The 25,734-nt window shown below is 73.0% G+C and carries 24 protein-coding genes; 8 read left to right on the top strand and 16 right to left on the bottom strand.

What is annotated here, in order from left to right:
- Positions 1 to 10 precede the first annotated feature (10 nt).
- On the bottom strand, positions 11 to 694 hold the full coding sequence (gene mtrA / locus BCAV_RS06245) for an MtrAB system response regulator MtrA (protein WP_015881740.1): 684 nt from the start codon (positions 692 to 694) through the stop codon (positions 11 to 13).
- A 100-nt stretch (positions 695 to 794) separates the two neighbouring features.
- On the opposite strand from mtrA, the gene BCAV_RS06240 reads away from it, so the two are divergent.
- On the top strand, positions 795 to 1,877 hold the full coding sequence (locus BCAV_RS06240) for a DUF7544 domain-containing protein (protein WP_015881739.1): 1,083 nt from the start codon (positions 795 to 797) through the stop codon (positions 1,875 to 1,877).
- Here the strand turns inward: BCAV_RS06240 and nhaA are convergent.
- Positions 1,820 to 3,115: a Na+/H+ antiporter NhaA gene (gene nhaA / locus BCAV_RS06235; RefSeq protein WP_015881738.1), complete on the bottom strand. Its 1,296-nt coding sequence runs from the start codon at positions 3,113 to 3,115 to the stop codon at positions 1,820 to 1,822. The two genes, BCAV_RS06240 and nhaA, sit on opposite strands and share 58 nt — an antisense overlap.
- Positions 3,116 to 4,321: 1,206 nt before the next feature.
- Here nhaA and BCAV_RS22685 point away from each other — a divergent pair.
- Positions 4,322 to 4,660: a hypothetical protein gene (locus BCAV_RS22685; protein WP_144016728.1), complete on the top strand. Its 339-nt coding sequence runs from the start codon at positions 4,322 to 4,324 to the stop codon at positions 4,658 to 4,660.
- 285 nt (positions 4,661 to 4,945) lie between these two features.
- Here BCAV_RS22685 and BCAV_RS06225 read toward each other — a convergent pair whose 3' ends face one another.
- The 8 genes from BCAV_RS06225 to BCAV_RS06190 all read right to left on the bottom strand — a co-directional run bounded on the left by BCAV_RS06225 (position 4,946) and on the right by BCAV_RS06190 (position 13,113).
- The gene (locus BCAV_RS06225) at positions 4,946 to 5,791 is read right to left on the bottom strand and encodes an ABC transporter permease (protein WP_015881736.1); all 846 of its coding nucleotides are present in this window, start codon (positions 5,789 to 5,791) and stop codon (positions 4,946 to 4,948) included.
- Positions 5,788 to 6,894, bottom strand: coding sequence for a daunorubicin/doxorubicin resistance ABC transporter ATP-binding protein DrrA (locus BCAV_RS06220; protein ID WP_015881735.1), 1,107 nt, complete (start codon positions 6,892 to 6,894; stop codon positions 5,788 to 5,790). The genes BCAV_RS06225 and BCAV_RS06220 overlap by 4 nt, the downstream gene beginning before the upstream one ends.
- 83 nt (positions 6,895 to 6,977) lie before the next feature.
- Positions 6,978 to 8,516 (bottom strand): adenosylhomocysteinase, encoded by a 1,539-nt coding sequence (ahcY, locus tag BCAV_RS06215; RefSeq protein ID WP_015881734.1) that lies wholly within the window; start codon positions 8,514 to 8,516, stop codon positions 6,978 to 6,980.
- Between the two features lie 139 nt (positions 8,517 to 8,655).
- Positions 8,656 to 9,741, bottom strand: coding sequence for an ATP-binding cassette domain-containing protein (locus BCAV_RS06210; protein WP_015881733.1), 1,086 nt, complete (start codon positions 9,739 to 9,741; stop codon positions 8,656 to 8,658).
- Positions 9,738 to 10,598 (bottom strand): ABC transporter permease, encoded by an 861-nt coding sequence (locus BCAV_RS06205; RefSeq protein ID WP_015881732.1) that lies wholly within the window; start codon positions 10,596 to 10,598, stop codon positions 9,738 to 9,740. The genes BCAV_RS06210 and BCAV_RS06205 overlap by 4 nt, the downstream gene beginning before the upstream one ends.
- On the bottom strand, positions 10,595 to 11,401 hold the full coding sequence (gene modA / locus BCAV_RS06200; RefSeq protein WP_015881731.1) for a molybdate ABC transporter substrate-binding protein: 807 nt from the start codon (positions 11,399 to 11,401) through the stop codon (positions 10,595 to 10,597). Before modA ends, BCAV_RS06205 begins: the two co-directional genes overlap by 4 nt.
- Positions 11,398 to 11,799, bottom strand: a complete 402-nt coding sequence (locus BCAV_RS06195; RefSeq protein ID WP_015881730.1) for a TOBE domain-containing protein — start codon at positions 11,797 to 11,799, stop codon at positions 11,398 to 11,400. Before BCAV_RS06195 ends, modA begins: the two co-directional genes overlap by 4 nt.
- 87 nt (positions 11,800 to 11,886) lie before the next feature.
- Positions 11,887 to 13,113 carry a molybdopterin molybdotransferase MoeA gene (locus BCAV_RS06190; protein ID WP_050761816.1) on the bottom strand — a complete coding sequence of 409 codons (1,227 nt, stop codon included), beginning with the start codon at positions 13,111 to 13,113 and terminating at the stop codon, positions 11,887 to 11,889.
- Between the two features lie 338 nt (positions 13,114 to 13,451).
- Between BCAV_RS06190 and BCAV_RS06185 the strand changes: the two genes are divergently transcribed.
- The 4 genes from BCAV_RS06185 to BCAV_RS06170 all read left to right on the top strand — a co-directional run bounded on the left by BCAV_RS06185 (position 13,452) and on the right by BCAV_RS06170 (position 17,768).
- Positions 13,452 to 14,336: a phosphotransferase family protein gene (locus BCAV_RS06185; RefSeq protein ID WP_015881728.1), complete on the top strand. Its 885-nt coding sequence runs from the start codon at positions 13,452 to 13,454 to the stop codon at positions 14,334 to 14,336.
- A gap of 306 nt (positions 14,337 to 14,642) precedes the next feature.
- Positions 14,643 to 15,902 (top strand): quaternary amine ABC transporter ATP-binding protein, encoded by a 1,260-nt coding sequence (locus BCAV_RS06180; RefSeq protein ID WP_015881727.1) that lies wholly within the window; start codon positions 14,643 to 14,645, stop codon positions 15,900 to 15,902.
- Positions 15,899 to 16,765 carry an ABC transporter permease gene (locus tag BCAV_RS06175; RefSeq protein ID WP_015881726.1) on the top strand — a complete coding sequence of 289 codons (867 nt, stop codon included), beginning with the start codon at positions 15,899 to 15,901 and terminating at the stop codon, positions 16,763 to 16,765. The genes BCAV_RS06180 and BCAV_RS06175 overlap by 4 nt, the downstream gene beginning before the upstream one ends.
- A gap of 58 nt (positions 16,766 to 16,823) precedes the next feature.
- On the top strand, positions 16,824 to 17,768 hold the full coding sequence (locus BCAV_RS06170) for a glycine betaine ABC transporter substrate-binding protein (protein ID WP_015881725.1): 945 nt from the start codon (positions 16,824 to 16,826) through the stop codon (positions 17,766 to 17,768).
- 89 nt (positions 17,769 to 17,857) lie between these two features.
- Here the strand turns inward: BCAV_RS06170 and BCAV_RS06165 are convergent, their stop codons facing one another.
- Positions 17,858 to 18,619: a phytanoyl-CoA dioxygenase family protein gene (locus tag BCAV_RS06165; protein WP_015881724.1), complete on the bottom strand. Its 762-nt coding sequence runs from the start codon at positions 18,617 to 18,619 to the stop codon at positions 17,858 to 17,860.
- A gap of 132 nt (positions 18,620 to 18,751) precedes the next feature.
- Between BCAV_RS06165 and BCAV_RS06160 the strand changes: the two genes are divergently transcribed.
- A complete protein-coding gene (locus BCAV_RS06160) occupies positions 18,752 to 19,606 on the top strand; it encodes a helix-turn-helix transcriptional regulator (protein WP_015881723.1) in 855 nt (284 codons plus the stop codon).
- Here the strand turns inward: BCAV_RS06160 and BCAV_RS06155 are convergent.
- The 5 genes from BCAV_RS06155 to BCAV_RS06135 all read right to left on the bottom strand — a co-directional run bounded on the left by BCAV_RS06155 (position 19,600) and on the right by BCAV_RS06135 (position 24,725).
- Complete coding sequence (locus BCAV_RS06155; protein ID WP_015881722.1) at positions 19,600 to 20,607, bottom strand: cation diffusion facilitator family transporter; 1,008 nt, start codon at positions 20,605 to 20,607, stop codon at positions 19,600 to 19,602. The two genes, BCAV_RS06160 and BCAV_RS06155, sit on opposite strands and share 7 nt — an antisense overlap.
- 84 nt (positions 20,608 to 20,691) lie before the next feature.
- A complete protein-coding gene (locus tag BCAV_RS06150) occupies positions 20,692 to 21,453 on the bottom strand; it encodes an ABC transporter ATP-binding protein (protein ID WP_015881721.1) in 762 nt (253 codons plus the stop codon).
- Complete coding sequence (locus BCAV_RS06145) at positions 21,454 to 22,296, bottom strand: ABC transporter permease (protein ID WP_015881720.1); 843 nt, start codon at positions 22,294 to 22,296, stop codon at positions 21,454 to 21,456. It lies immediately after the preceding gene.
- The gene (locus tag BCAV_RS06140; protein ID WP_015881719.1) at positions 22,293 to 24,329 is read right to left on the bottom strand and encodes a glycosyltransferase; all 2,037 of its coding nucleotides are present in this window, start codon (positions 24,327 to 24,329) and stop codon (positions 22,293 to 22,295) included. Before BCAV_RS06140 ends, BCAV_RS06145 begins: the two co-directional genes overlap by 4 nt.
- A 207-nt stretch (positions 24,330 to 24,536) precedes the next feature.
- A complete protein-coding gene (locus tag BCAV_RS06135; protein ID WP_015881718.1) occupies positions 24,537 to 24,725 on the bottom strand; it encodes a Trm112 family protein in 189 nt (62 codons plus the stop codon).
- 117 nt (positions 24,726 to 24,842) lie between these two features.
- On the opposite strand from BCAV_RS06135, the gene BCAV_RS06130 reads away from it, so the two are divergent.
- The gene (locus BCAV_RS06130; protein ID WP_015881717.1) at positions 24,843 to 25,733 is read left to right on the top strand and encodes a glycerophosphodiester phosphodiesterase; all 891 of its coding nucleotides are present in this window, start codon (positions 24,843 to 24,845) and stop codon (positions 25,731 to 25,733) included.
- Position 25,734: the final 1 nt, after the last annotated feature.

The raw sequence follows: 25,734 nt of genomic DNA, 5'->3' as shown, positions 1-25,734 counted from the left end.
CACGCCGACCTCACGACGCGGGCGTCCCGGCGCGGTACCCGACCCCGCGCACGGTCACGACGACCTCGGGGTGCTCAGCGTCCCTCTCCACCTTCGCGCGGAGCCGCTGCACGTGGACGTTGACCAAGCGCGTGTCGGCCTGGTGCCGGTAGCCCCACACCTGCTCCAGCAGCGCCTCGCGCGTGAACACCTGCCAGGGCTTGCGCGCGAGAGCGACGACGAGGTCGAACTCGAGCGGCGTCAACGAGATCGTCTCGTCCCCGCGCAGCACGCGATGGCCCGCGACGTCGAGGACGAGATCGCCGATCCGCAGGCGTTCCTGCTCGCCGTCGTCGCTCTGCCTCAGCCTCGCGCGCACGCGCGCCACGAGCTCCTTCGGCTTGAACGGCTTCGCGATGTAGTCGTCGGCACCGGCCTCGAGCCCGCGGACGACGTCGACCGTGTCGCTCTTCGCGGTGAGCATGACGATCGGGACGCCCGACGTGCGCCGAATCTCGCGACACACCTCGATCCCGTCCTTGCCCGGAAGCATGAGATCGAGCAGGACAAGGTCCGGCTTCTCCTCGCGGAACCGCTCGACGGCGAGGGCGCCGTCGTCGCAGAACACCGCGTCGAAGTCGTCGGACTCCAGGACGATCCCGATCATCTCGGAGATCGCAGGGTCGTCGTCGACCACCAGGATCTTCGCGTTCATGGCCCTATGGTGTCACCCGGCGGCGCACCAGACGGCGCCGCTCGCCGTGCCGCGCGTCGCGGTGGCGGGTCGGACGCGTGGCGGGGAGGCTCAGGACGGCATGACCGAGGACCCCCGCACGCCCGACGAGCCGGCCGGGAACGGTGCCCCGCGCCCACCGCGCGACTGGGGTGCGCAACCGGGCTCCGCTCCGTCGTGGGGAGACCCCCCGCCTCCCGCGCCGCGCCTCCCCGGAACGGGGTCGGATGCCGCCACGGGCGCCGAGCAGGCGGTGCAACCCGGGATCGTGCCGGTGCGACCGCTCACGCTCGGCGAGCTGTACGACGGTGCGTTCCGGGCGATCCGCGCCAACCCCCGGGTGCTCTTCACGTTCGCGGCGATCGTGGTCGCCGCGGTCGGCCTCCTGCAGGCCGTCGCGTCGTGGCGCGCCCACGCGGCGCTCGCCACCGTCGAGGAGTGGGCGGCGAGCGGCCCCGAGCTCTCGGACCCGGGCGGCGAGCTCGAGGTGGTCGCCGCGCAGCTCGTCACCGGTGCGCTCGCCCAGGTCCTCGCGTGGATCGCGACCACGGTGCTCACCGGGCTGCTCGTGCGCACCGTCTACGCGGCGGTGCTCGGCGAGGCACCGAGCGTCCGGCAGGCGTGGGCCGGCGTGCGCGGGAGCGTGTGGCGGCTGCTCGGGCTCGCGCTCACCGTCATCGTCGCCGTCGCGGCCCTCGCGCTCGCGCCTCCCGTGCTGCTCGGGCTGCTCGGCACCGGGCTGGGAGGCGCCTGGCCGGTGGGCGGGATCGCCATCGGGATCGTCGTCGCGCTCGTGGCACTCGCCTTCGTCGTCCCGCGGACCGTGCTCGCGACCCCGGCCCTCGTGGTGGAGCGCCGCGGCATCGGGGGCGCGCTGGTGCGGGCGTGGCAGCTCGCACGCGGCAGCTCGGCCCGCGTGCTCGGCATCCTCGTCCTGACCTGGATCCTCGTGGGCGTCGCGAACGGGATCATCACGTACCCGATGACGCTGCTGGGTGGTGCCGTCGACCCCACCGGGCTCGGCTGGGCGTACGCGCTCGGGACCCTGGGCGCCGTCCTCGCCTCCGCCGTCACGACGCCGGTGGCGGCAGCCGTGACGTCGCTGCTCTACCTCGACCTGCGCATCCGACGCGAGGGCGCGGCGTCCGTGCTCACGGCCGACTGAGGGCGCGCGGGCGTCACGTCGCGTGGCGCCGCGCTCGCGCTCGCAGCAGGACGGCGCCCAGGAGCGCGGCGATCGCCGATGCGACGAGCACCCGCGAGGATCACGTGGTCGTCGCGCGTGCTGCCCTCGCCGAACGCGAGCGCGCCCACCAGGAGCGACACGGTGAACCCGATGCCGCCCAGCGTGGCGATCGCTCCGACGTCGCCCCACCGGACGCCGCGAGCGAGGCTCGCGCGCGTCAACCGGCACAGCAGCCAGGTCGCGCCCACGATCCCGAGCGGCTTCCCGACGACGAGCCCGAGCACGATGCCCTGTGCCACCGGGTCGGCCGCTGCCTCGCCGATGAGTCCGGCGTCGATCGCCACGCCCGCCGAGAACAGCGCGAACACCGGCACGGCGAACCCGGCCGACACCGGCCGCCAGCGGTGCTCGAAGCGCTCCGCAAGGCTCTCGGCGTCCGGGGCGGCGTCGGCTCCCGGGCGCGCGACGGCGGGCACCACCAGGCCGAGCAGCACGCCGGCGATCGTGGCGTGCACCCCGGACGCGTACATGCACCCCCAGGCGACGACGGCGAGCGGGACGAGGATCCAGGGTGCCGTGACGCCGCGGCGCAGCAGCACCGCGAACACGGCGACGAGAGCGAGCGAGGCGGCGAGCCACAGGAGTGCGACGTGGTCGGTGAACCCGACGGCGATGACGATGATCGCGAGGAGGTCGTCGACGACGGCGAGCGTGAGCAGGAACGCGCGCAGCGCCGTCGGGAGCCCGCGCCCCACGAGCCCGAGGACGGCGACGGCGAACGCGATGTCGGTCGCCGTCGGCACCGCCCACCCGCTGTGGTCGCCGTCGGGCGCGATGAGGTTGACCGCCAGGTAGAGCAGTGCGGGCACGACCATCCCGCCGACGGCGCCGACCACCGGGACGACAGCCGTCCGGGTGTGGCGGAGCTCGCCGACGACGATCTCCCGCTTGAGCTCCAGCCCGACGACGAAGAAGAAGATCGCGAGGAGCCCGTCCGACGCCCAGTGCGCGACCGAGAGGTCGAACCAGGACGGGCCGAGGTGCGTGTCCGCGAGAGCCTCGTACGCCGGCGCCCACGGCGAGTTCGCCCAGACCAGGCCGATCGCCGCTCCGAGCAGCAGCAGGACTCCGCCGGCGGACTCGCCGCGCAGCGTGTCGGCGAGGTTGCGCTCACCGCCAGGGGTGAGCCGGTCGAACACGGGGGGCAGTCGCAGCATGCGGTCTCCGGGCAGGTCGCGGGGTCGGGTTGACGTTCGCCGACCAGACTTCCCGGCACACCGCAGGCCACCCTATCGATGCCCCCACCGCTGCGCCCCGCGCGGGCGCGCGGGCACGGCCCCACCGCCGAGTGCGTGATCCCTCCCGCCCGGGCGCGGCGTGTCGCGCGAGACTCCACGCACTCGACGCGAGGGACGGCGCGCACCTCCACCTCGCGTGTCGAGATCGCAACCCCGGAGCGCGTTCATGCCGAGTGCGGGATTCCTCCCGCTCGGGCGCGGCCTCGGTTCTCGTCGGGGCGCGCATTCACGCCGAGTGCGTGATCCCTCCCGCCCGGGCGCGGCGTGTCGCGCGAGACTCCACGCACTCGACGCGAGGGGCGGCGCGCACCTCCACCTCGCGTGTCGAGATCGCAACCCCGGAGCGCGTTCATGCCGAGTGCGTGATCCCTCCCGCCCGGGCACGGCGTGTCGCGCGAGACTCCACGCACTCGGCGGACGATCCGGCTGCCGGGTTCGGATCAGCGGTCGGGTTGTCCCCAGAGGGTCCGGAGTTCGACGCGCGGGCACGTGTCCACAGGTCGTGGGCGGTGCGCGCTTCCGACGTCGCACGATTCGGCGATGTCGCTTCCCATCCCGCCTTGCCTGCCCGATGGTCCGTTCACGCTGCGGACCGGTGAGGACCTTGGGCTGACACGCCGTCAGCTGTACGGACGCTCAGTCGTCATCCCGTTCCCGGGCACGCGCCTCCGAGCGGACGGACCCGTCGATCTCGCCGCCCGGTGTCGCGCCCTCGCGCTCACTCTGAGCGAGCGGGCAGCCTTCAGTCACGTCACGGCTCTCCGCCTCCAGAACGTGGAGGTCCCGTGGCGTCTCGACCGCGACGACAGGGTGCACGTGGTCGTCCCCTCGCCCGTTGAGCGACCGCAGCGTCGCGGCGTCGTCGGACACGTCACCTCGGAAGGTGCGCTCGTGCGGCTCGTCGGCGGACTTCTGGTGACCACGCCGGCCCAGACCTGGAGGCACCTGGCCGGCACGCTGAGTGTCGACGAGCTCGTCGTGCTCGGGGACGCCATGACCAGACGCAAGCACCCGGCCTGCGCACTCGACGATCTCAGGCCCATCGCGGCAGGCATGCACCGTCGCCGCGGTGCACGGCGGGCCGCCGAGGCGTTGCCGCTCATTCGACCAGGGACCGACTCGAGCATGGAGACCCGCACTCGCCTCGTCCTCGTGCGCGGTGGGCTGCCGTGCCCGGCGGTGAACGAGGAACAGCTCCTCGACTCCGGTGAGTTCCTTGCGATGCCCGACATGGCCTACCCGGACCTGAAGGTCGCCATCGAGTACGCCGGCGACGTGCACCGCGACCCGGGCGTGTGGCGTCGCGACGTCGAACGCGAGGCGCGACTGCGCGACCACGAGTGGGAGGTGGTGACGGTCATCGCCGACCATGTCCTCCGCCGACCGGAGCTGCTCGTCGCACGGGTCCGCCGTGCCATGCACGCTCAGTCCGTCAGGCTCGGCGTCGCGCTCCCGCTCGCCTGACGCGTCACCTGCGCCGAGTGCGGGATCCCTCCCGCCCGGGCGCGGCGTGTCGCGCGAAACTCCACGCACTCGACGCCAGGGACGGCGCGCACCTCCACCTCGCGTGTCGAGATCGCAACCCCCGGTGCGCGTTCATGCCGAGTGCGGGATCCCTCCCCGGGCGAGCTCGGCGTGTCGCAGCAGAACCCACGCACTCGATGGCGGCAGTGCCGCGCGCGGTACTGCCAGATCCCGCTCCGACACTCACGGGCGCCTGCGGTGCAGCAGGCCGCCGGCGGGCGGCCCTCAGTGGCGCGTGCGGTACAGCCGCATCGTGATGGGCGAGAGCACGGCCGTCAGGACGACCGCCGAGACGAGCACCCACACGATCTCCCCGGTGTCCGGCGTCCCCGCCATCAGCCCGCGTACCGCCGTCACCAGGTGCGTGACCGGGTTGACCTCGACGAACCGCTGCAGGGCCGTCGGCATGGTGGCCGGGTCCACGAAGATGTTCGACGCGAACGTCAGCGGCATCAGCACCATCATCGACACGCCCATCACGGCGTTCGGCGTCCGCAGCAGCAGGCCGAGGATCGTGAAGATCCAGCTCAGCGAGAATGCGAACACCAGCAGCAGGAGCACGCCGAGCACCACGCCCACCACCCCGCCCGCGGGCCGGAACCCGATGACCAGGCCGAGCGCGATGCACACCACCGACGCGATCGAATAGCGGACGGTGTCGCCGAGCAGCGCGCCGACGATGGGTGCCGGGCGCCAGATCGGCAGCGACCGGAACCGGTCGAAGACACCCTTGGTGATGTCCGTGTTCAGCGTGTAGCCCGTGTAGACGGTGACGATGACGATCGTCTGCACGAGGATCCCCGGCAGCAGGAACTGGATGTACGCCGTCGTCGACCCGGCCAGCGCCCCGCCGAACAGGTACGTGAACATCAGCGTGAAGATGATCGGCGACACGAGCACGTCGAAGAGCTGCTCCGGCACGTGCTTGATCTTCAGCAGCGCGCGCCACGCGAACGTCAGCGTCATGGAGAAGGCCGACGGGCGACTGGGCCGGACGGGGAGCGCCACGGCCTCGCGCAGCGCCGTGGTGGTCAGGGTCGGGTTCTCGGCCCCCGTGGCCTGCGCGGTCATCGGGACACCTCCTCGCTCACAGTCGCGGTGTGGTCCGCTGCACCCGGACCGCCATTCCCGGCGGCGTCGTCACCGCCGTCGGGTAGCGGCTTGCCGGTGATCGTGAGGAACACCTCGTCGAGGCTCGGCTGCCCCAGCGAGAACTCCGGCACGACGATGCCCTCCTCGCCGAGGGCGGGGAGGAGGCGCGCCACGGCGGGTGCGCCGTCGTCCGGCACCCGCGCGGTGAGCGCGTACGGGTCGGCCGGGAGCGTCGGTTGCGTGCCCAGCAGGCGTTCGACGACGGCGGCGGCCGCCGCGCGCTGCGAGGCGTCGGCCAGGCGCATGGTCACCGCACCCTGCCCGACCGAGCGCTTGAGCTCGCTCGACGTGCCCTCCGCGATGATCCGGCCGTGGTCGACGACGGCGATCCGGTCGGCGAGCTGGTCGGCCTCCTCGAGGTACTGCGTGGTGAGGAGCACCGTGGCGCCGTCGGCGACGAGCACGCGCACGATGTCCCACACCTGGTTGCGGCTGCGCGGGTCGAGGCCGGTGGTCGGCTCGTCGAGGAACAGCACCCGCGGCGCGAGCACCAGGCTGGCCGCGAGGTCGATGCGGCGGCGCATCCCGCCGGAGTACGTCTTGACCTGGCGCGCTCCGGCGTCGGCCAGGCCGAACGCCTCCAGCAGGGCGGCGATCCGCACCCGCGCCGCCTCGCCCGCGAACCCGTAGAGCCGCGCGAGCATCATGAGGTTCTCGGTCCCGGTCAGGTCTTCGTCCACCGACGCGTACTGCCCGGTGAGGCCGACGGCGGACCGGACGGCGTCGGCGTCGTGCACGACGTCGTGACCCAGCACGCGCGCGCTGCCGGAGTCCGGCCGCAGCAGGGTCGCGAGCATCCGCACGATGGTGGTCTTGCCGGCCCCGTTCGGACCCAGCAGCCCGAAGACGCTCCCCTCGGCGATCCTCAGGTCGACGCCGTCGACGGCCTTCGTGACCCGCTTGCCGGTGGTGAAGTGCTTGACGAGCCCGTCGGCCTCGACGGCGAGGGCGCCGTCACGCGACGCGCCGCCGCGCGCCGCCCTGCCCGCCGTCTGGGCCTCGTGTTCGCGTTGCTCGGCCATCGGACCTCCCGGAGTGAGCCGCGTCACATCAGACGGTACGACGAACCTCCGACGTCGTCATCACTCCGAGGCGAACAGCGAGGTCAGTAGCGGTAGTGGTCCGGCTTGTACGGCCCCGCCACGTCGACGTCGATGTAGTCGGCCTGCTCCTTCGTGAGCTCCGTCAGCTCGACGCCGAGCGCGTCCAGGTGCAGCCGCGCGACCTTCTCGTCGAGGATCTTCGGCAGCCGGTAGACCTCGTTCTCGTACGCGTCCGAGGTGTGCAGCTCGATCTGCGCGATGACCTGGTTCGCGAACGAGTTGCTCATCACGAACGACGGGTGACCCGTGGCGTTCCCGAGGTTGAGCAGGCGGCCCTCCGACAGCACGATGATCGACCGTTCGCCGCGCTCGGCGTCGTCGCCCTCGCCTCCCGGCGCGCCCGCCGGGAACGTCCACTCGTGGACCTGGGGCTTGATCTCGGTCCGCACGATGCCCGGCACCGCGGCGAGCCCGGCCATGTCGATCTCGTTGTCGAAGTGCCCGATGTTGCCGACGATCGCCTTGTCCTTCATCGCGGCCATGTGCTCGACGCGGATGACGTCGAAGTTCCCGGTGGTCGTGATGAAGAAGTCCGCCTCCCCCACGACGTCCTCGAGCCGCACGACCTGGAACCCGTCCATCGCCGCCTGCAGCGCGCAGATCGGGTCGACCTCGGCCACCACCACGCGCGCGCCCTGCCCGCGCAGGGACTCCGCGGCACCCTTGCCGACGTCGCCGTAGCCCGCGACGAACGCGACCTTGCCGCCGATGAGCACGTCGGTGGCGCGGTTCAGCCCGTCCGGCAGGGAGTGCCGGATGCCGTACCGGTTGTCGAACTTCGACTTCGTCACCGAGTCGTTGACGTTGATCGCCGGGAACAGCAGCTCCTTCGCGGCGGCCAGCTGGTACAGGCGGTGCACGCCCGTCGTCGTCTCCTCGCTGACGCCTCCGATGGCGGAGGCGATGCGGGTCCAGCGCTGCGGGTCGGCGGCCAGCGAGCGGCGCAGCACGTCGAGCACCACGAGGTGCTCCTCGGAGTAGCCGGGCTCGCCCGGGCGGGGATCGGACGGCACCGCGCCGGCCGCCTCGTAGCGCACTCCGGAGTGCACGAGCATCGTGGCGTCGCCGCCGTCGTCGAGGATGAGCGTCGGTCCGCCCGTCCCGTCGGACGCCGACGGCCACGCCAGGATCGCCTCGGTGCACTCCCAGTACTCGGCGAGCGACTCGCCCTTCCACGCGAACACCGGCGTCCCGCGCGGGTCGTCCGGCGTCCCTCCGGTCTCGGGGCGTCCGACGACGACGGCGGCCGCCGCCTCGTCCTGCGTCGAGAAGATGTTGCAGCTCGCCCAGCGGACGTCGGCGCCCAGCGCCACGAGCGTCTCGATGAGGACGGCGGTCTGGACGGTCATGTGCAGGGAGCCGGCGATCCGCGCGCCCGCGAGCGGCTGCACCTGCGCGTACTCCCGCCGCAGCGCCATGAGCCCCGGCATCTCGTGCTCGGCGAGCCGGATCTGGTGCCGGCCGGCCTCGGCGAGCGCCAGGTCGGCCACGCGGTAGGCGAGGCCGGAGGGCGCGGTGGCGATGACGGGAGCTGCGGACATGTGCTGACCACCTCGGTGACGTCTCGGCCGGCGCCGGATGCGCGGCCTCGTCGATCCTAGGTGCGCCGCGCGGGGCACGTCATCGGCGCCGCGTCTTCCGCGGCGTCGGGGGCACTCGGGCGCGTGGCAGCCGGGCCGCTCACCGCGGGTGCACGCGCACCTCCGTCGCCTTGAGCGAGCACCAGACCTCGAGGCCGGGTCGGATGCCGAGCTCGGCGACAGCGCCGGGGGTCACGTCGACGGTGATCTGCGGGTCGCCCGACGTGCGCACGCGCACAGCGGGTCCGACGGGCACGAGCTCGGTGACGTTCGCGCTCCACACGTTCCGCGCGCTCGACGTCGGCCGCTCGAGCAGCAGCGTGACGGCGGACGGCGCGAACACGGCCGCCGCCGCGGCACCGGTGGGTGCCTCCCCGAGCCCGGCGAACTCGCGACCGTCGGGGGCGACGACGACGCCGCCGCGCGCGATGCCGACGACGACCTCCACGCCGGCGAGCGCCGCCGTGAACGCGTGGCGCGGCGCCGCGAGCACCTGGGCCGTCGGCCCGGCGTCGACGACGCGGCCGCCGTCGAGCACGAGCACCCGGTCGGCGAGCACGGCGGCGTCCAGCACGTCGTGCGTGACGAGGACGACGGGACGCGCGGCCTCGCCGGCACCCCGCAGCAGCACGCGCAGCAGGTCGCGCAGACCGGGTGCGGCCTCGGCGTCGAGCGCGGCGAGGGGCTCGTCGAGCAGAAGGGCGCGGGGCCGGGCGGCGAGCGCGCGCGCGAGGGCGACCCGCGCCCGCTGACCCCCGGAGAGCTCCGCCGGCCGCGCGGCACCACGTTCCTCGAGTCCGACGGCGTCGAGCAGCCGCACCGCCTCAGCTCGCGCGGCGCCGCGCGGCACGCCCGCCGCGCGCGGCCCGAACGCGACGTTCTCCAGCGCGCTGAGGTGCGGGAACACGAGCGGGTCCTGCCCGAGGAGCCCGATCCGCCGTCGTTCGGGAGGGACGACGACGGCGGCCCTCCCGTGGCGTACGGATGTCATCGTCTGCGCGCCGAGCGTCACGACGCCGTCGTCCGGCCGCCGCAGGCCGGCGACGAGGTCCAGCAGCGTCGACTTCCCGGCGCCGTTCGGCCCGAGGACGGCGAGCACCTCGCCGGGTTCGACGGCGAGGCTCACGTCGAGCGCGAGCGTCGGCAGCGTGAGGCGGAGGTCCGCGACGAGGGCGCCGTCGCTCACCGGAGCACCGTGCCGCCCGGCGCCGTCGCCCCCGGGCGCCAGCCGCGTGCGAGCGCGAGGATCGCGATCCCGACGGCGACGAGCACGATCGACAGGGCGACGGCCGTGTCCTGGGTGACGCCCGAGCCGTTGAACGCCGTGTAGATCGCGAGCGGCATCGTGCGGGTCACCCCCTCGGCGTTGCCGGCGAACAGCGCCGTCGCGCCGAACTCGCCGAGCGCGCGCGCGAAGCACAGCACCGTCCCGCTGAGGAGCCCGGGCATGACCAGCGGGAGCGTGACGCGCCGGAAGGCCGTCCACCGGCTCGCGCCGAGCGTCGCCGCCACGCGCTCGTACCGGGTCCCCGTCGTGCGCATCGCCCCCTCCGTCGCGAGCACGAGGAACGGCAGGGCGACGAACACCTGGGAGATGACGACGGCCGTCGTCGTGAACGGGATGCGGATGCCGAGCCCCGCGTCGAGCCACTGCCCGACGAGGCCTTGGCGCCCGAGCAGGTAGAGCAGGGCGATGCCGCCGACCGTCGGCGGCAGCACCAGCGGGAGGACGACGCACGCTCGCGCGAGGGCCGCCCAGCGCCCGGTGGCGCGCGCGAGGACGCTCGCGAGCGGGACCCCGACCAGCAGGCAGATCGCCGTCGCGGTCAGCGACGTGCGCAGCGAGAGCCCGAGCGCGAGCCGGGACGAGCGCGACGTCACGGCGTCGAGGAAGGCCGCCGGGTCCACCCGCCAGACGAGGGCGAGGACCGGCAGCACGAGCAGCGCGAACGCGAGCGCCGCCGGCACGTAGAGCGCGCGCGGCACGCCGGCGCCGGGACGCGCACGGGCACGGCCGCGGAGCGGGACGGCGGTGCTCGTCACGGGGAGAACCCGTGCGCGGCGAGCACCCGCTGGCCCTCCTCGGACAGCACGAGCTCGACGAACGCATCGGCAGCCGCGGGGTTCGGCGACCCGGCCGCCACGGCGATCGGGTACGTGTTCACGGGAGCGTCCGGGATCTCGACGGACTCGAGCTCGCTCTCCGCGCCGAGCACGTCGGTGGCGTAGACGAGGCCGGCGTCGGCCTCCCCGGCGGCGACCTTGGCGACGACGGCGCTCACCGCCTGCTCCTCGCTCACGGGTGCGACGTCGACGTCCGCGGCGTCGAACGCGCGGGCGGCCGCCGCGCCGCACGGCACCTCGGGAGCGCACGTGACGACGTCGAGCGTGACGAGGTCACCGAGCGAGGTGACGCCCTCGGGGTTGCCGGCCGGCACGGCGATCACGAGGACGTTCGTGGCGAACGACGCGGGCTCGAGCACGAGGCCCGCCTCCGCGGCGCCAGCCATCGTGGCCTCGTCCGCCGTGGCGAGCACGTCGGCCGGCGCACCTTGCTCGAGCTGGGTGACGAGGGTCGCGGAACCGTCGGTCGTGAGCCGCACGGTGAGGGCGGGGTAGCGCTCCTGCGCGAGCGTGGCGATCTCGTCGAACGCCGCCGCGAGCGACGCCGCCGCGAACACCGCCACCTCACCCTCGGGCTCGCCGGAGCGGTCCTCCGATCCGGTGGTCCGTTCCGTTCCCGGCGGGGCGTCCGCGCCACCGGCGCACGCGGCGAGCAGGACGACGAGGGCTGCGCTCAGCGCGAGGACGGGGGCGCGCCGCGCACCGCGGGGTCGAGGCGTCACGCCGGCTCCGGGGTCTCGACGATGACGGTGGTGGCCTTGACGACGGCGACGGCCCGCTCGCCGACGGCGAGACCGAGCTCGCGCACCGCCTCCGACGACATGAGCGAGACCACGCGATGGGGGCCGCACTGCAGCTCGACCTGCGCCATGACGGCGTCGGCGGTGACCTTCGTGACGATGCCCGCGAACCTGTTGCGAGCGGACGTGCCCCGGCTCGTCGGATCCTGCGAGGGCCTCGCGAGCTCGACGGCGCGGGCGGCGAGGGCCTCGCCCGCGATGACGCGTCGGCCGGCCTGGTCCACCTCGCTCGGCAACGTCGCGGCGTCGATCCACCGGCGGACCGTGTCGTCGCTGACACCGAGGAGCTGCGCTGCCTCGGAGATCCGGTACTGCGTCACAGATCGTATCCTAGCGCCGCATCCGCGGAGGACCGACTCGATTTCATCCGCACGTGCTCCGCGCTCACGCCCACAACGCGATCGGGGTCAGAGCGGCAGGACGTCGACGACGTCGCCGGGGCGCACCTCGTCGACGTCGGCGGGCACGACGGCGAGCGCCGTCGCGGCGGCGAGCGAGGCGACGAGATGCGAACCGGAACCGCGCCGCGCGGCCGGCCGGACGCCGTCGTCGTCGACCACGGCCGGAAGGTACTGCCGGCGCCCCGGCGGGCAACGCCATCCGGTGGCGGCGGGCCGGCGCTCGGGGCGGCGGGCGTCGTCGTGCCCGTGCAGGGCGGCGAGCACGGGCCGCACGATCACCTCCGCCGAGACGAACGCGCTCACCGGGTTGCCCGGCACAGCGAGGACCGGCACCCCTCGCCACCGGCCGCACGCCTGCGGCTTCCCGGGCTGCATCGCGACGGCGGCGAACGTCACGTCGTCGTCGCCGAGCACCTCACGGACGACGTCGAAGGCGCCGGCGCTCACCCCACCGGCGGTGAGCAGGAGGTCCACGCGCGGGGCGAGGTGGTCGAGAACCCGGCGCAGTGCGGCGGCGTCGTCCGGCACGACGCGCGCCGTCGGCACCGCCCCGCGTCCGCGCAGCCAGCTCGCGAGCAGCACGCCGTTCGACTCGGGCAGCTGGCCCGGTCCGGGCGCCTCGCCCGGCGGGACGAGCTCGTCGCCGGTGACGACGACGCCCACCCGAGCCCGGTGACGCACCGGCACGTTCCCGTAGCCCGCCGCCGCGGTGGCCGCGAGGTCGCGCGGCCCGAGCCGGCGGCCGGCTGGGAGGACGAGGTCGCCGACGTCGGCGTCCTCGGCGCGCCGCCGGACGTGGGCTCCCGGGGCGGGCTCGGACAGGATCGTGACGCGGGTCGGGGCCGTCGCGCCGAACGTGAACGCGCGCGCGTCGGTCAGCTCCACGGGGACGACGGCGTCGGCGCCCTCGGGCAGAGCGGCGCCGGTCATGATGCGGGCCGCCTGGCCGGGACCGACCCGGACCGGTGCGGATGCCGGCCCGGCCGCGACGTCGCCGACGACGGCGAGCTCGCGCGGGGAGTCCTGCCCGGCGCCGAGGACGTCGGCTCGCCGGACGGCGAACCCGTCCATCGCGGAGTTGTCGAAGGCGGGCGACGCCAGGAGCGCCCGCACCGGCTCGGCGAGCACGCGCCCGGTGGCGTCCGCGAGCGCCACCCGTTCGACGTCGAGCGGGCCGACGAGCGCGACGGCACGGGAGACGTAGGACTCGACCTCGACCAGCTGCTGCGGCACGCCCGTCACGCTAGCCTCCCCAGCCGCCGCGAGAGCTCCGGCGTGGGTACACCGTCCGGAACCACAGCGCGAGGTGAGCCGACCCGGAGGGCCGAGGGACTCGCAACGGACGACAACTCTCGTGGCAGCTCTCGTGGCGAGGGCGGCCGACAGGTGAGCCGACCGACGAGCGGCGGCGCGGGGATCGCCCGCCCCGGAGTGGCTGGGCGTGGGGCGCGACGAAGGAGCGCCCGGGCAGGGCGGGCGATCCCCGCGGCGCCGCGGACCCGACCACGAGAGCGACAGCGACAGCGACAGCGATGACCAGTCACGGCTGACCCGACACCTAGGCTGGAGGCGTGCACGGGACGCGGAGGCCGACCACCCAGGAGCTCGACCTCACCCGAGCGCTCCTCCCCGCACTCCCGGGTGCGGCGCTCGCGACGGCGCAGGTGGCCACGCACGGCACGTTCCACGACGTCGTGCTCGTGCCGGGCCACGCCGTCGTCCGCATCGCGCGCCGCACGGAGGACGCGGCCGCCTTGCCACGTCGGGTCGAGCTGCTGCGCCGGCTCGCCGGCGCGAACCTGCCGTTCGCCGTGCCGCGTCCGCTCAGCCCGGTCGTGCCGTACCGGGAGATCGGCCCGTTCGCCGATCTCGCGGCCGTCGCGCTCTCCTGGGTGCCGGGTGCCCCGTCGCGCCCTCAGGACGGCGGCCCGCGCCTGGTCGGCGAGCTGCTGCGGGCGGTCGGCGGCGTCGACCTCGCCGCCGTCGGCGACGTCCTCGACGTCCCGCACGCGTTCCTCGGCCGGGAGCGTTGGGCGGAGGTGCTGACGTCCGAGGTCGTGCCGCTGCTCGACCCGCCGTGGCGTGCCGAGGCCGCCCGCCGCGTCGAGTCCGCACTCGTGCTCCCGGACGTGCCGGCGACGCTGGTGCACGGCGATCTCGCCGGCTCCAACATCCACGTGGAGAACGGCCGGGTCGTCGGCGTCATCGACTGGGACCTCGCGCAGGCCTTCGACCCTGCCGTCGACGCCGCGTGCCTGGGCTGGTTCGGGTGGGAGACGCTCGCCGCGGCCGTGCCGCCGGAGACGATGCGCCGTGCGCGGGTGTGGTTCGGCACGTTCGGCCTGGAACAGGTGGGGGTCGCGCTGCGGCGGCGGGCCGACGACGCCGAGCTCGCCACCCAGCTGGCCCGTGCTCAGGACTGGCTGGCCCGGACGACGGCGCTCGTCGACTCCTGACACGCCGGGCCGGCGTGGCCCAGATCACATCCGGCGAGATCGACGCCGTCGCGGGCCATCCGGACATCACGAATCGATAACGATCGCCTCAGCCGCGAAACCCCAGGTCACAGCCGTGCTCCGGGGGTGACTTCGTGCCGGATCAGGGGTGGATCCGGGACTCTCTCTTTGCAATTCGTGGACGAACTCGGCACCGTGGAGGGCAGACCACGCCCCCTGCCCGCCGCACCGCGACGGGCCGATTCCGCGTGCCCCGGACCGTCCTGACCTCTGTCGGACGCGCCCGGCCGCGCCCCGAGAGGTGACATGAACGCGATCCGCGCCGAGCACGTCTACAAGGTCTTCGGACGACGCGAGCACGAGGCCGTACGACGTCTCGCCGACGGCGCGACCCGGGAGGAGGTCAAGCCTCTCGGCACGGCCGCCGTCATCGACGCCTCCTTCGAGGTGGCCGCCGGCGAGATCTTCGTCGTCATGGGCCTGTCGGGCTCGGGGAAGTCGACGCTCATCCGCATGCTCAACGGCCTGTGGCGCCCCAGCGCCGGCCAGATCCTGCTGGGCGACGACGACCTCAGCAACGTCAACGCGGCCCGGCTGCGCGAGATCCGCCGTCGGAAGGTCTCGATGGTCTTCCAGCACTTCGCGCTCCTTCCCCACCGCACGGTCCTCGACAACGCCGCGTACCCCCTGGAGATCCAGGGTGTCGAGCGTGCGGCTCGGCTGGAGCGGGCTGCCGAGGCGCTGAGCATGGTGGGCCTCGACGGCTGGGAGAACTCACTCCCCGGAGCGCTGTCCGGCGGCATGCGCCAGCGCGTGGGCCTCGCCCGGGCGCTCGCCGCCGACACCGAGATCCTCCTGATGGACGAGGCGTTCTCCGCGCTCGACCCGCTCATCCGCCGCGAGATGCAGGAGCAGCTCGTCGAGCTGCAGGCCCGCCTGGGCAAGACGATCGTGTTCATCACGCACGACCTCAACGAGGCCATGTTCCTCGGCGACCGCATCGCGATGATGCGCGACGGCCGGATCGTCCAGGTCGGCACGGCAGAGCAGATCCTCTCCGACCCGGCCACCGACTACGTGGCGCAGTTCGTCGCCGACGTCGACCGGACACGCGTGCTCACCGCGTCGTCGGTCATGCGGCCGCCGACGGTCGTCGTCCCCGCGAGCGGCGGACCCCGCCAGGCGCTGCGCACGATGAACGACGCGCAGGTGTCGGCGGCGTTCGTCGTCGACCGGCAGCGCGTGTTCCGTGGCGTCGTGCAGGACGACGCCGTGCTCGCCGCCCAGCGCGCCGGCGCCGAGAGCATCGCCCAGATCGTCCGACCCGACGAGCGGGCCGTCTCCCCCGACGCCCCGCTGTCCGAGATCTTCGCGCCGGCCGCCGAGTCGGTGCTGCCGGTGCCGGTCGTCGACGACGGCGGCAGGCTCCTCGGCGTCGTCCCCCGCGTCACGCTGCTCGAGGCGATGGCGCCCGCGGAGAGTCCCACGAACGGGGAGGTGCCGGCGGCCGACGCGCTCGTCGGTGCCTCGTCCGACCCGACCGCGCCCGAGGAGGTGCCCTCGTGAACGACCCCGTCGTCCGCATCCCCGTCGGCGAGTGGGCCGACGCGTTCATCTCCTGGCTCACGTCGACGTTCAGCTGGCTGTTCCAGCTCGTCAAGACCGTCCTCGAGGGGGCCTACGACTTCCTCGCCAACGCTCTGGGCGCGCCGCCGTTCTATGTGGTCGCCGTGATCCTGGTCGCGATCGCGTTCCTCGCCCGCGGCTGGAAGCTCGCGGCGGGTTCCGCCGTCGGCCTGTTCGTCATCTACGGCATGGGCCTGTGGTCCAGCGCGATGGACACGCTCGCGCTCGTGCTCCTGGCCTCGTTCATCGCCCTCGCCATCGGCATCCCGCTCGGCATCTGGGCGGCCCGCAACGCGACGGTCTCCCGGATCCTGCGCCCGGTGATGGACTTCCTGCAGACGCTGCCCGCGTTCGTCTACCTCATCCCGACGGTCATCATCTTCCTCACCGGTGCCGTGCCGGGCATCGTCGCGACGGTGATCTTCGCGATCGCGCCCGGGGTGCGGTTCACGGAGCTCGGCATCCGGCAGGTCGACAGCGAGGTCGTCGAGGCCGGGGAGGCGTTCGGCTCCTCGCGCGGCCGCATCCTGCGGCAGATCCAGATCCCGCTGGCGATGCCGACCATCATGGCCGGCGTCAACCAGGTCATCATGCTCGCGCTGTCGATGGTCGTCGTCGCCGGCCTGGTCGGCGCGGGCGGTCTCGGGAACGACGTCGTGAGCGCGCTCCAGCGCGTGCGGATCGGCCCCGGCTTCGAGGCCGGGCTCGCCGTCGTGATCCTCGCCATCTTCCTCGACCGCGTGACTGCGGGTCTCGGGGAACGCTCACCCGTCGCGAGGGCCGCCAAGGCCTCTCGGGCGTGAGCACACACCACCCGATCACCGGTCGGCGCGGTCCGAGCGCCGGCCCAGGAAAGGACACATGCGCATCACCCGAACGACTCGCAAGCTGACCGCAGCCGCGGCCGGCGCCGCGGCCCTCGCTCTCGCCCTCACCGCCTGCGCCTCGGGCGACGACGGCGGCGAGGACGGCGGCGCCGAGACGCCGGCCGGCGACGAGACCTCCGTCTCGATCGGCATCCCCGCCGGCTGGGACGAGGGCATCGCCGTCTCGCACCTGTGGGCGGCGATCCTGGAGGACGAGGGCTACGAGGTGGAGACCGAGGACGCCGACATCGGCCCGATCTTCACGTCGCTCGCCGGCGGCGGGTACGACCTGCTGTTCGACGGCTGGCTCCCGCTGACCCACGCCGAGTACTTCGAGACGTACGGCGAGGACCTCACCGACCTCGGCGTCTGGTACGAGGGCGCCGAGCTCACGATCGCCGTGAACGAGGACTCCCCCGCCCAGTCGCTGGAGGACCTCGCCGGCATGGCCGACGAGTACGGCAACCGGCTCGTCGGGATCGACGCCGGCGCCGGGCTGACGACCACCACGCAGGACGCCGTCATCCCGACGTACGGCCTCGAGGACATGGAGTTCGTCATCTCCTCGACGCCGGCGATGCTCGCCGAGCTGCGCAGCGCCACCGACGCCGGCGAGAACATCGCCGTGACGCTCTGGCGGCCGCACTGGGCCTACGACGAGTTCCCGGTCCGCAACCTCGAGGACCCGGAGGGCACGCTCGGCGAGTCCGAGTCGATCCACACGTTCGGGTCCGCCGACTTCGAGGAGCGCTACCCGACGCTGACCACCTGGATCGGCGCGTTCACGATGACCGACGAGCAGCTGTTCTCGCTCGAGAACATGATGTTCAACTCGGACGAGTACGCGTCCGAGGCGGACGCCGTCGACGCGTGGCTCGAGGAGAACCCGACGTTCGTCGACGACCTCAAGGCTGCGGCCGAGGAGGGCGCCGAGGGCTGACCTCGACGATCACGCCGGGGCCGCGGCGGGAGGGACGAGATCCCTCCCGCCGCGGCCTTCGTGCGTCGACGGGTGGCAGGGTGCGGCGGTCAGGGCACGGGCGGGAAGTGCTCGTCCGGCAGCCGGGTGTCCACGCGGAGATCGAGCGTGTCCGTGCAGGGATGCGACTCTCCGTTGTAGAGCACGTCCCGGTCGACGTAGATGTTCACGAACGCCCAGCGGAACTCGTCGGTGTCGTTCGCGTTCGCCGTGTGCGGCGTGTACGCGTGGTGGAACGTCACGTCGCCGGCCCGCAGCGGGATCGTGACGCGGGGCTCGTACGCGAGGTCGGGCGCGGCGTCGAACAGGTCGGTCGCGTCGCGCAGGTCGATGGCGCGGATGTCGTGCCGGTCGTGCCGACCCGGGATGAACGACATGCAGCCGCGCTCCACCGGCACGTCCACGAGCGCGATCCAGGCCGACAGGCTGTGGCGGCTGTGGTCGTGCGGCCAGTACGGACCGTCCTGGTGGAACTCGGTGGCGGCGCCGTTGTGCGGCTTCTTCGCGAGGAGCTGGTCGTGCCAGATCCGCAGCGGGATGCCGGCGAGCTCGGTGGCGAGCTGGGCGAGCACCGGGTGGAAGGTGAGGTCGCGCAGGGCCTCGTTCGACTCCCACACGTTGACGACCTGCGTGAACGTGGCGTCTCCGGGGTGCGTGCTCTCCTGGGTCTCGTACACCTGCTGGACCGCGGCGCGGTACGTCGCGACCTCCTCGGTGGTCAGCACCTGCGGGACGTGCACGAAGCCGTCCTCGCGGTACCGGGCGACTGTCGCGTCGTCCAGCTGGCGGCTCGGTGGCGCGGCGGTGGTCATCGTCGTCCTCCTCGTAGGACCGGGCGGCCCCTCGACCGCCACGATCGTCGCATCGGTCGACCAGATCTAGGACGCTCCTGCCTGGGGGTAGCACGATCCTGCTCGGTCGACGACGATGGGCTCGTGCTGCAGATGAGCCGCGCCGAGGTCTTCGCCGACGTCGACTACCCGGTGACCGCCCAGCGGCTGCGCGTCACGAGCGACGTGCCCGCGCACACTCACGACTTCGTCGAGCTCACGTTCGTGATCGACGGGGCCGCCGAGTACGTGACCCGGACCGACCGCCGCCCGATCGGGCGCGGTGACGTGCTCGCCGTACGCCCGGGCACGTGGCACGCGTTCAGCGCCTGCCGGCGTCTCGAGGCGTACAACGTCTACATCGGCCAGGAGCTGCTCCGTCGCGACCTGGCGTGGGTGCTCGACGACGCCCGGCTCGCGCGCCTCCTCCTCGCCGGCGGCGACTCGTCGATCCCGTTGCCGGAGTCCACGCTCGAGGCGGTCGCCATCCGGCTCGACGAGCTCGCCGGCGTCGTTCCCGACGGCGTCCCGGGTGGGGTCCTGCGGCGGAGCCTTCTCGGCTGCGCCCTCGGGGAGCTGCTCGTGTCATGGTCGACGCCGTCCCGCATCCCGGCGATCGACCCGGCCGTGGCCAGGGCGCTGACCTCGATGACCGACGACGTCGCGCGCGCCTGGACCGTCGCGGAGCTCGCCGCCGTCAGCCACGTGTCCGTCTCCCACCTGCACCGGCGCTTCTCCGACCAGCTCGGCACGACGCCGATGGGCTGGCTCGCCGGGGCACGGGCCGAGCGGGCGGCCGTCCTCCTCGTGCGGACGGCCGCTCCCGTCGCCGCGGTCGGGCGGGCGGTCGGGTGGTCGGACCCGAACTACGCCAGCCGTCGGTTCCGCGGCGTGTACGGCATGACGCCCACGGAGTACCGACGTCGATACGCGTTCGGCCCGGCGGGAGCGTCACGCGCCGGTCAGTGACCCGGCGGAGGCGACGACGGCGGCGCAGCGTCGGGTGCCGGCCCGGCTGGCTCGGCGGGCTCGCCGCCCGGCGCGGCCGCGGCGTCCACGGCCCGCCGCAGGTCCGGCTCGAGGTAGATGGCCCGCGCGATCGGCACAGCGTCGCGCACCCGTGCCTCGGCAGCATCGATCGCCCGCGCGACGTCGGCTGCGGACGACGCCGCCGGCACCTCGATCTTCGCCGCGACGAGCAGCTCCTCGGGCCCGATGTGCTGGGTCTTGAGGTGGATCACCGACGTGACGCCCTCGCCCACGAGGGCCGCGCGCACCGCGTCGAGGTCCCGCTTCGAGGCGGCCTCGCCCAGCAGCAGCGACTTCGTCTCGAGCGCCAGCACGATGGCGATCGTGATGAGCAGGAGGCCGATCGCCGCGGATCCGACGGCGTCCCAGCGGCCGTCGTGCGTGAGGAGCGTCATCGAGACGCCGAACATGGCGAACACCAGGCCGAGCAGCGCCCCGATGTCCTCCAGCAGGACCACCGGCAGTTCCGGTGACTTCGACGTGCGGATGAAGCCCCACCAGGACTGCGTGCCCTTGTGCGGCAGCGCCTCGTGCACGGCCGTCCGCAGGGAGAACGACTCCATGCCGATCGCGATGACGAGGACCGCGAGCGGCACCCACCACCACCTGCCCTCGATGGGGTGCGGCGAGAAGAACTTCTCGTACGCCTCGTACAGCGCGAACAGGCCACCGACGCTGAAGAGGATGACCGCCACGAGGAACGCGTAGAAGTAGCGCGAGCGCCCGTACCCGAAGGGGTGCTCGGAGTCGGCGGCGCGCTGCGCCCGCTTGCCGCCGAGCAGTAGCAGGAGCTGGTTCCCGGCGTCGGCCACGGAGTGCACGGACTCGGCCAGCATCGACGAGGACTGCGTGAGCAGGTACGCGATGAACTTGGTGATCGCGATACCGGTGTTCGCGAGCAGCGCCGCGACGATCGCCCTGGTTCCACCCTGGGTGGACATCTGGTCCCCTCCCGTGCCCGCCGAGCGCGGGTCCTCGTGCTCCCGCCCGCCGGAGGGAACCAGCCGAGATCGTATCGCCGCCGCTCAGCCCTCTTGCGCGTACTGCTCGAGGACGGCGTCGATCGGCCCGTCGGCCCGCAGCTCGCCGCTGCGCAGGTACAGGCCGCGGCTGCAGAACCGCTGGAGGTCGCTCGCGCTGTGCGAGACGAGGAACAGCGTGCGGCCGACGCTGAGGAGCTCGTCGATCCGGTTGTAGCACTTCTCCCGGAACCGCTTGTCGCCCACCGCGAGCACCTCGTCGACGAGCAGGATCTGCCCGTCGAGCTGGGACACGACCGAGAAGGCGAGACGCACCTTCATCCCGGACGAGTAGTGCCGGTACGGGGTGTCGAGGAAGTCGCGCACCTCGGCGAAGTCGACGATCTCGTCGAACTTCTCGTCGATCTCCGCCTTCTTCATCCCGTGCAGTCCGGCCGCGAGGTAGATGTTCTCGCGCCCGGTCAGGTCGTTGACGAACCCGCCGGTGATCTCGATGAGCGGCGAGACGTCGCCGCGCACCTCCACGCGGCCCTCGTCGGGGATGAGGACGCCGGCCACGAGCTTGAGCAGCGTCGACTTCCCCTGCCCGTTCCGCCCGATGACGCCGATCGCCTCGCCGGCGTTCACCTCGAACGAGACGTTGCGCAGCGCCCAGAACTTGGTGGTCGGGACGGTGCCCTTCCCGGGGCGCAGGATGAGCTCACGCAGACCCATGTTGCGCCGCCCGAGGATGAACTGGACGCCGACGTCCTCGACCGTGATGACCGTCTGACCGCGCGCCGTCGTCGGCTCGATGAGCTGGACCATCTAGAGCTCCTTCAGCACGGAACGCTCGAGCCGGGAGAACGTCAGCTGCCCGACGATCAGGACGACGACGGCGATCACCGCGGAGATGAGGAACGCGTCCCAGTGCATCTCCTCGGTGAAGAACGCCGCCCGGTAGGTCGAGAGGATGCCGGCCATGGGGTTGAAGATGTAGACGTCCTTGAGGATCTGGGGCGCGGCCATGTCGTTGACGTCGTTGATGCCGTAGATGATCGGCGACACGTAGAACATGAACCGCATCCCGATCTTCACGAGCGGGTCGATGTCACGCAGCAGCACCGTGAGCGGGGAGAGCAGGAGCGCGATCCCTGTGAGCAGGACCGCCTGCACGAGCATCGCCACCGGGAAGAGCCACGCGTACACCGTGAGCGTCGGGTGGAAGATGAGGATGAGGATGATGAGGACGGGGATGCTGAACGAGAACTCCACGCCCTTGGACATCACGATCCGCAGCGCCCACAGCTCGCGTGGCAACGACGTCGAACGGACGAGGCGGGACTCGTGCTGCAGCGCGTGCGAGGAGTCACCCACCGAGTTCTGGAACCACGTCCACGGCAGCAGCGCCGCGAGCAGGAAGATGATGTACGGCTCGACGCCGACGTCGCGGTGGAAGATCTTCGTGAAGACGAACCAGTACACGGCGCTCATGAGCAGCGGGTCCAGGATGGACCACACGTACCCGAGCAGCGAGTTCGCGTAACGGACGGTGAGATCCCGCTTCACGAGCAGCGTCAGGATCGACCGGTTGCGCCAGACGGCGCCCGGTCGCGTCCGCAGCTTGTTCGCCGACGCGACCGACCGGATGCGATCGTGGGTGGCTGTCACTGGCGATCCTCCGGGCCGACGGCGGGGGGCGCCTCCGTGGTGGCGCTCACCCGGACGAGCGGCGCCGGAGCGTCGACGCCGAACGTCGCCGCCCACGCCTCGGGGGAGGTGATCCGGGCCAGCGCCGAGCGGTACGTCTCGCTCAGGCCGTCCCAGTCCCGCCGCACCCGCCGGTGCAGGCGCACGCTGTCGAGGAGCTGACGGCGGAACTTCGCCCGGTCGCGCCGGTACCAGTACCGCGCCGTCCGGTCGGCCGTCGGCACGAGGGCGCTGTCGTAGCGCGGCACGCGCCACCAGGTGCCGTACCGGGGTGCGAACTCCACCTGGGGCCGCTCGGCGGCGGACGCCGGTGCCGGCAGCAGCCCGTGCCGCAGCACCTGGACGGCGGTGAACGGTCCGAGGCGCCAGCCGCGCGGCCAGCCTTCCATGGGGGCACGGTAACGCGGTGTCCACGCCGTCGGCGCCGGGATGTCCTCGGGGTCGTGGCGCACCGTCTCCGGGTGCGACGCCGTCATGGCCCGCACCTCGGCGATGCGCCCGGGCAGCATGTCGTGCAGCACGTCCGGGCCGGCCAGCACGTCACGCAGGGCGGCGTGCCGCAGCGCGACCGTGTAGTACTGCATGGACACGAGGTGCTTGACGTCCTGCCGCTGGCTGTCCTGAAGGAGCCAGCCGCCGCCGGGCGCCTCCGACTGCAGGAGCGCCGAGATCACGCGGTTGCGCTCGTGGAAGTACGCCTGCCACTCGATGCCGTCGTCCTTGTCGAGCCAGGAGATGTGCCACAGGGCCACGCCGGGCATCGACACGGTCGGGTAGCCGGCGTGCTTCGCGCGCAGCCCGAACTCCGAGTCGTCCCACTTGAGGAAGAGCGGCGCCGCGAGACCGACGTCCTCCAGCACCACCGTGGGGATGAGGCACATCCACCAGCCGTTGTAGTCGCTCTCCTGACGGCGGTGCAGCCACCCCGTCTCGCGCAGCGACGCGGTCGCGAAGTCGTGCCGCTCCTCGCGCGCGGAGCGGGAGCCCCACATGAACGGCCCCATGTCGACGATCTCGCTGTACGCGTGCAGCACCGACCGGTGGTTGAGGTCGAACATGTGCCCGCCCACGATCACGGGCTGCGACGTGTGGCGCGCGAACCGGACGGCGCGCAGCACGGACTCGGTCTCGACCACGACGTCGTCGTCCAGGAGCAGCACGAAGTCGGCCTCGGGCCGCTTGAGCGTCTCCAGCATCGAGCGGGAGAAGCCCCCGGACCCGCCGAGGTTGGCCTGCTCGATCACCTCGAGCTGGTCCCCCAGCCGGGCGGCGACCTCGTCGAACCCCGGCTCGTCGCGCAGCTTCTTCGTGCCCTGGTCGACGACGTAGACGACGTCGACGTCGTCGAGCATGTCCGCGTCGTCGGCGAGCCGGCGCAGCGACGCGACGCAGTAGTCGGCCTTGTTCACCGTGGTGATGCCCAGGCACACCTTCCCGGTGCGCAGGGGCGCGGCGTCGGTCTCCCACCGGCCGCGGTGCAGGCTGAGGCCCTCGGCCTCGGCGGCGAGGTCGAACCAGTACCAGCCGCCCTTGCCGAAACCGCGCAGATCGAGGTCGACGCTGACGCGCGCGACGCCGTCGTCGACCGACGTCGCCACGCGCTCGCTCGCGACGAGCGTGCTCTCCCCCGTGGCGTCCGAGCGGTGCACGTGCACGGTGCCGGCGCCCGCGAGCTCCAGCACGAGCCGCACGTGACGCACGGCCGTCCAGCGCCGCCAGTAGGAGGCCGGGAACGCGTTGAAGTAGGTGGCGAAGGAGAGCGTGTCTCCCCCGGCGACGTCGATCCGGTGCCGGGAGCCGATGCCGTCGAGGGCCCTGCTCTCCTCGGCGGACGCCTCACGGTCGGCGGTCTCCTCGAGTCGCTCGAAGAGGTCCTCCGCCTCGATCTCCTCCTCGACGGCCACGAGCGGACCTGGTTCCCGGGCGTCGACGTACAGCGCCAGGAGGTCCGCATCGCGCTCGATCGGGAGCACGACGTTCTGCAGTGTGTTCACTCGCCACCCTGTTCATCGTCCGGTGGGCGCTCGGTGCGCTTCGCCCCCCGCGTCGCTCGGGCGAGCCGAGTCAGGATACCCCGGGGAGCGGGCGTGACCGGGCCCACACCGGTGCACGCGCGTCGCCGGAAGGATCGCCCTGCGAGATGAACTTCCGGCCACCGACACGTGTCGGTGCGGCGACCCTCGGGCGACGTCGGCGTCGGGTCAGGCGCTGACCTCGCGCGCCTCGTCGGCCAGCAGGACGGGGACGCCGTCACGCACGGGGTAGGCGAGCGGGCGGTCCGGCGCGGTGTTGCGCAGCTCGGGCAGCCCGTCCGGCCCGACGTCGTCCACCAGCTCCGTGCCCGTGACCGGGCACCGCAGGATGCCGCGCACCCACTCCTCGATCTCCACGCTCGCCTCGTCCTCTCGTCGCCCCGCCGTCCGTCCGGTGATCGTACGCGGCGGTGCGCTACGGTGACGGGCGCCGTCGTCGGACGCCGAGGTCGCCGACCAGATCCCAGGAGCACCATGAAGAAGCGCTGGTGGCTGCCCGCCGCCGTCCTGCTCGTCGCGACCGCAGGGTGCGCGGCACCGGCCGGGACCCAGGAGGACGCGACCTCCACCGCGTCGCCGGACGCGAGCGCCGCGGCCACCGCCGACGTCACGCTCGTCGGGCACCGGGGGGCCGCCGACGTCGCTCCGGAGAACACCGTGCCGTCGTTCGAGGCGGGAGCCGAGGCGGGCGTAGACCTCATCGAGGTCGACGTCCAGCTCTCGGCGGACGGCGTGCCGTTCCTCTTCCACGACGACACGGCGGAGCGGACGACGAACGTCGCCGACGTGTTCCCCGACCGCGTGGACGACCCCATCACGTCGTTCACGTGGGCGGAGCTCCAGCAGCTCGACGCCGGAGCGTTCTTCCGCGACGAGTTCGCCGGGACGCCGATCGCGAGCCTGGACGACGCCGCGCTGACCGTGGGACCGGATATCGGCGTCGACATCGAGCTCAAGGCCCCCGAGAACTCCCCCGGGGTCGAGCAGGTCGTGGCCGACGCGCTGTCGACCGAGGCGTGGGCGCCGCTCGTCGACGCCGGCCTCGTCGTCGTCAGCTCGTTCGACGTCGACGCGACGCGGGCGTTCCACGACCTGCGGCCCGACGTCCCGGCCTGGCCGATCGTCGACGCCATCCCCGACGCGGCATGGGTCGACGGCATCGCCGACCACGCCAGCGGCATCGTGACGAACTACGCCAACCTCACGGCCGACGGCGTCGCGCTCGCGAGCGCCGCCGACCTGCCGGTGTGGGTGTACACCGTCGACGACGCCGGGTCGATGCTCGCCCAGGTCGAGCTCGGTGCCACGGGCATCATCACCGACGTGCCGGCACTCGCCGCGCAGGCGCTCGGCCGCACGGACTGAG

It is taken from the genome of Beutenbergia cavernae DSM 12333, assembly GCF_000023105.1.
Classification (GTDB): domain Bacteria; phylum Actinomycetota; class Actinomycetes; order Actinomycetales; family Beutenbergiaceae; genus Beutenbergia; species Beutenbergia cavernae.
Note: the sequence above shows the minus strand (reverse complement) of the source record. Positions and strands in the feature narration are given on the sequence as shown.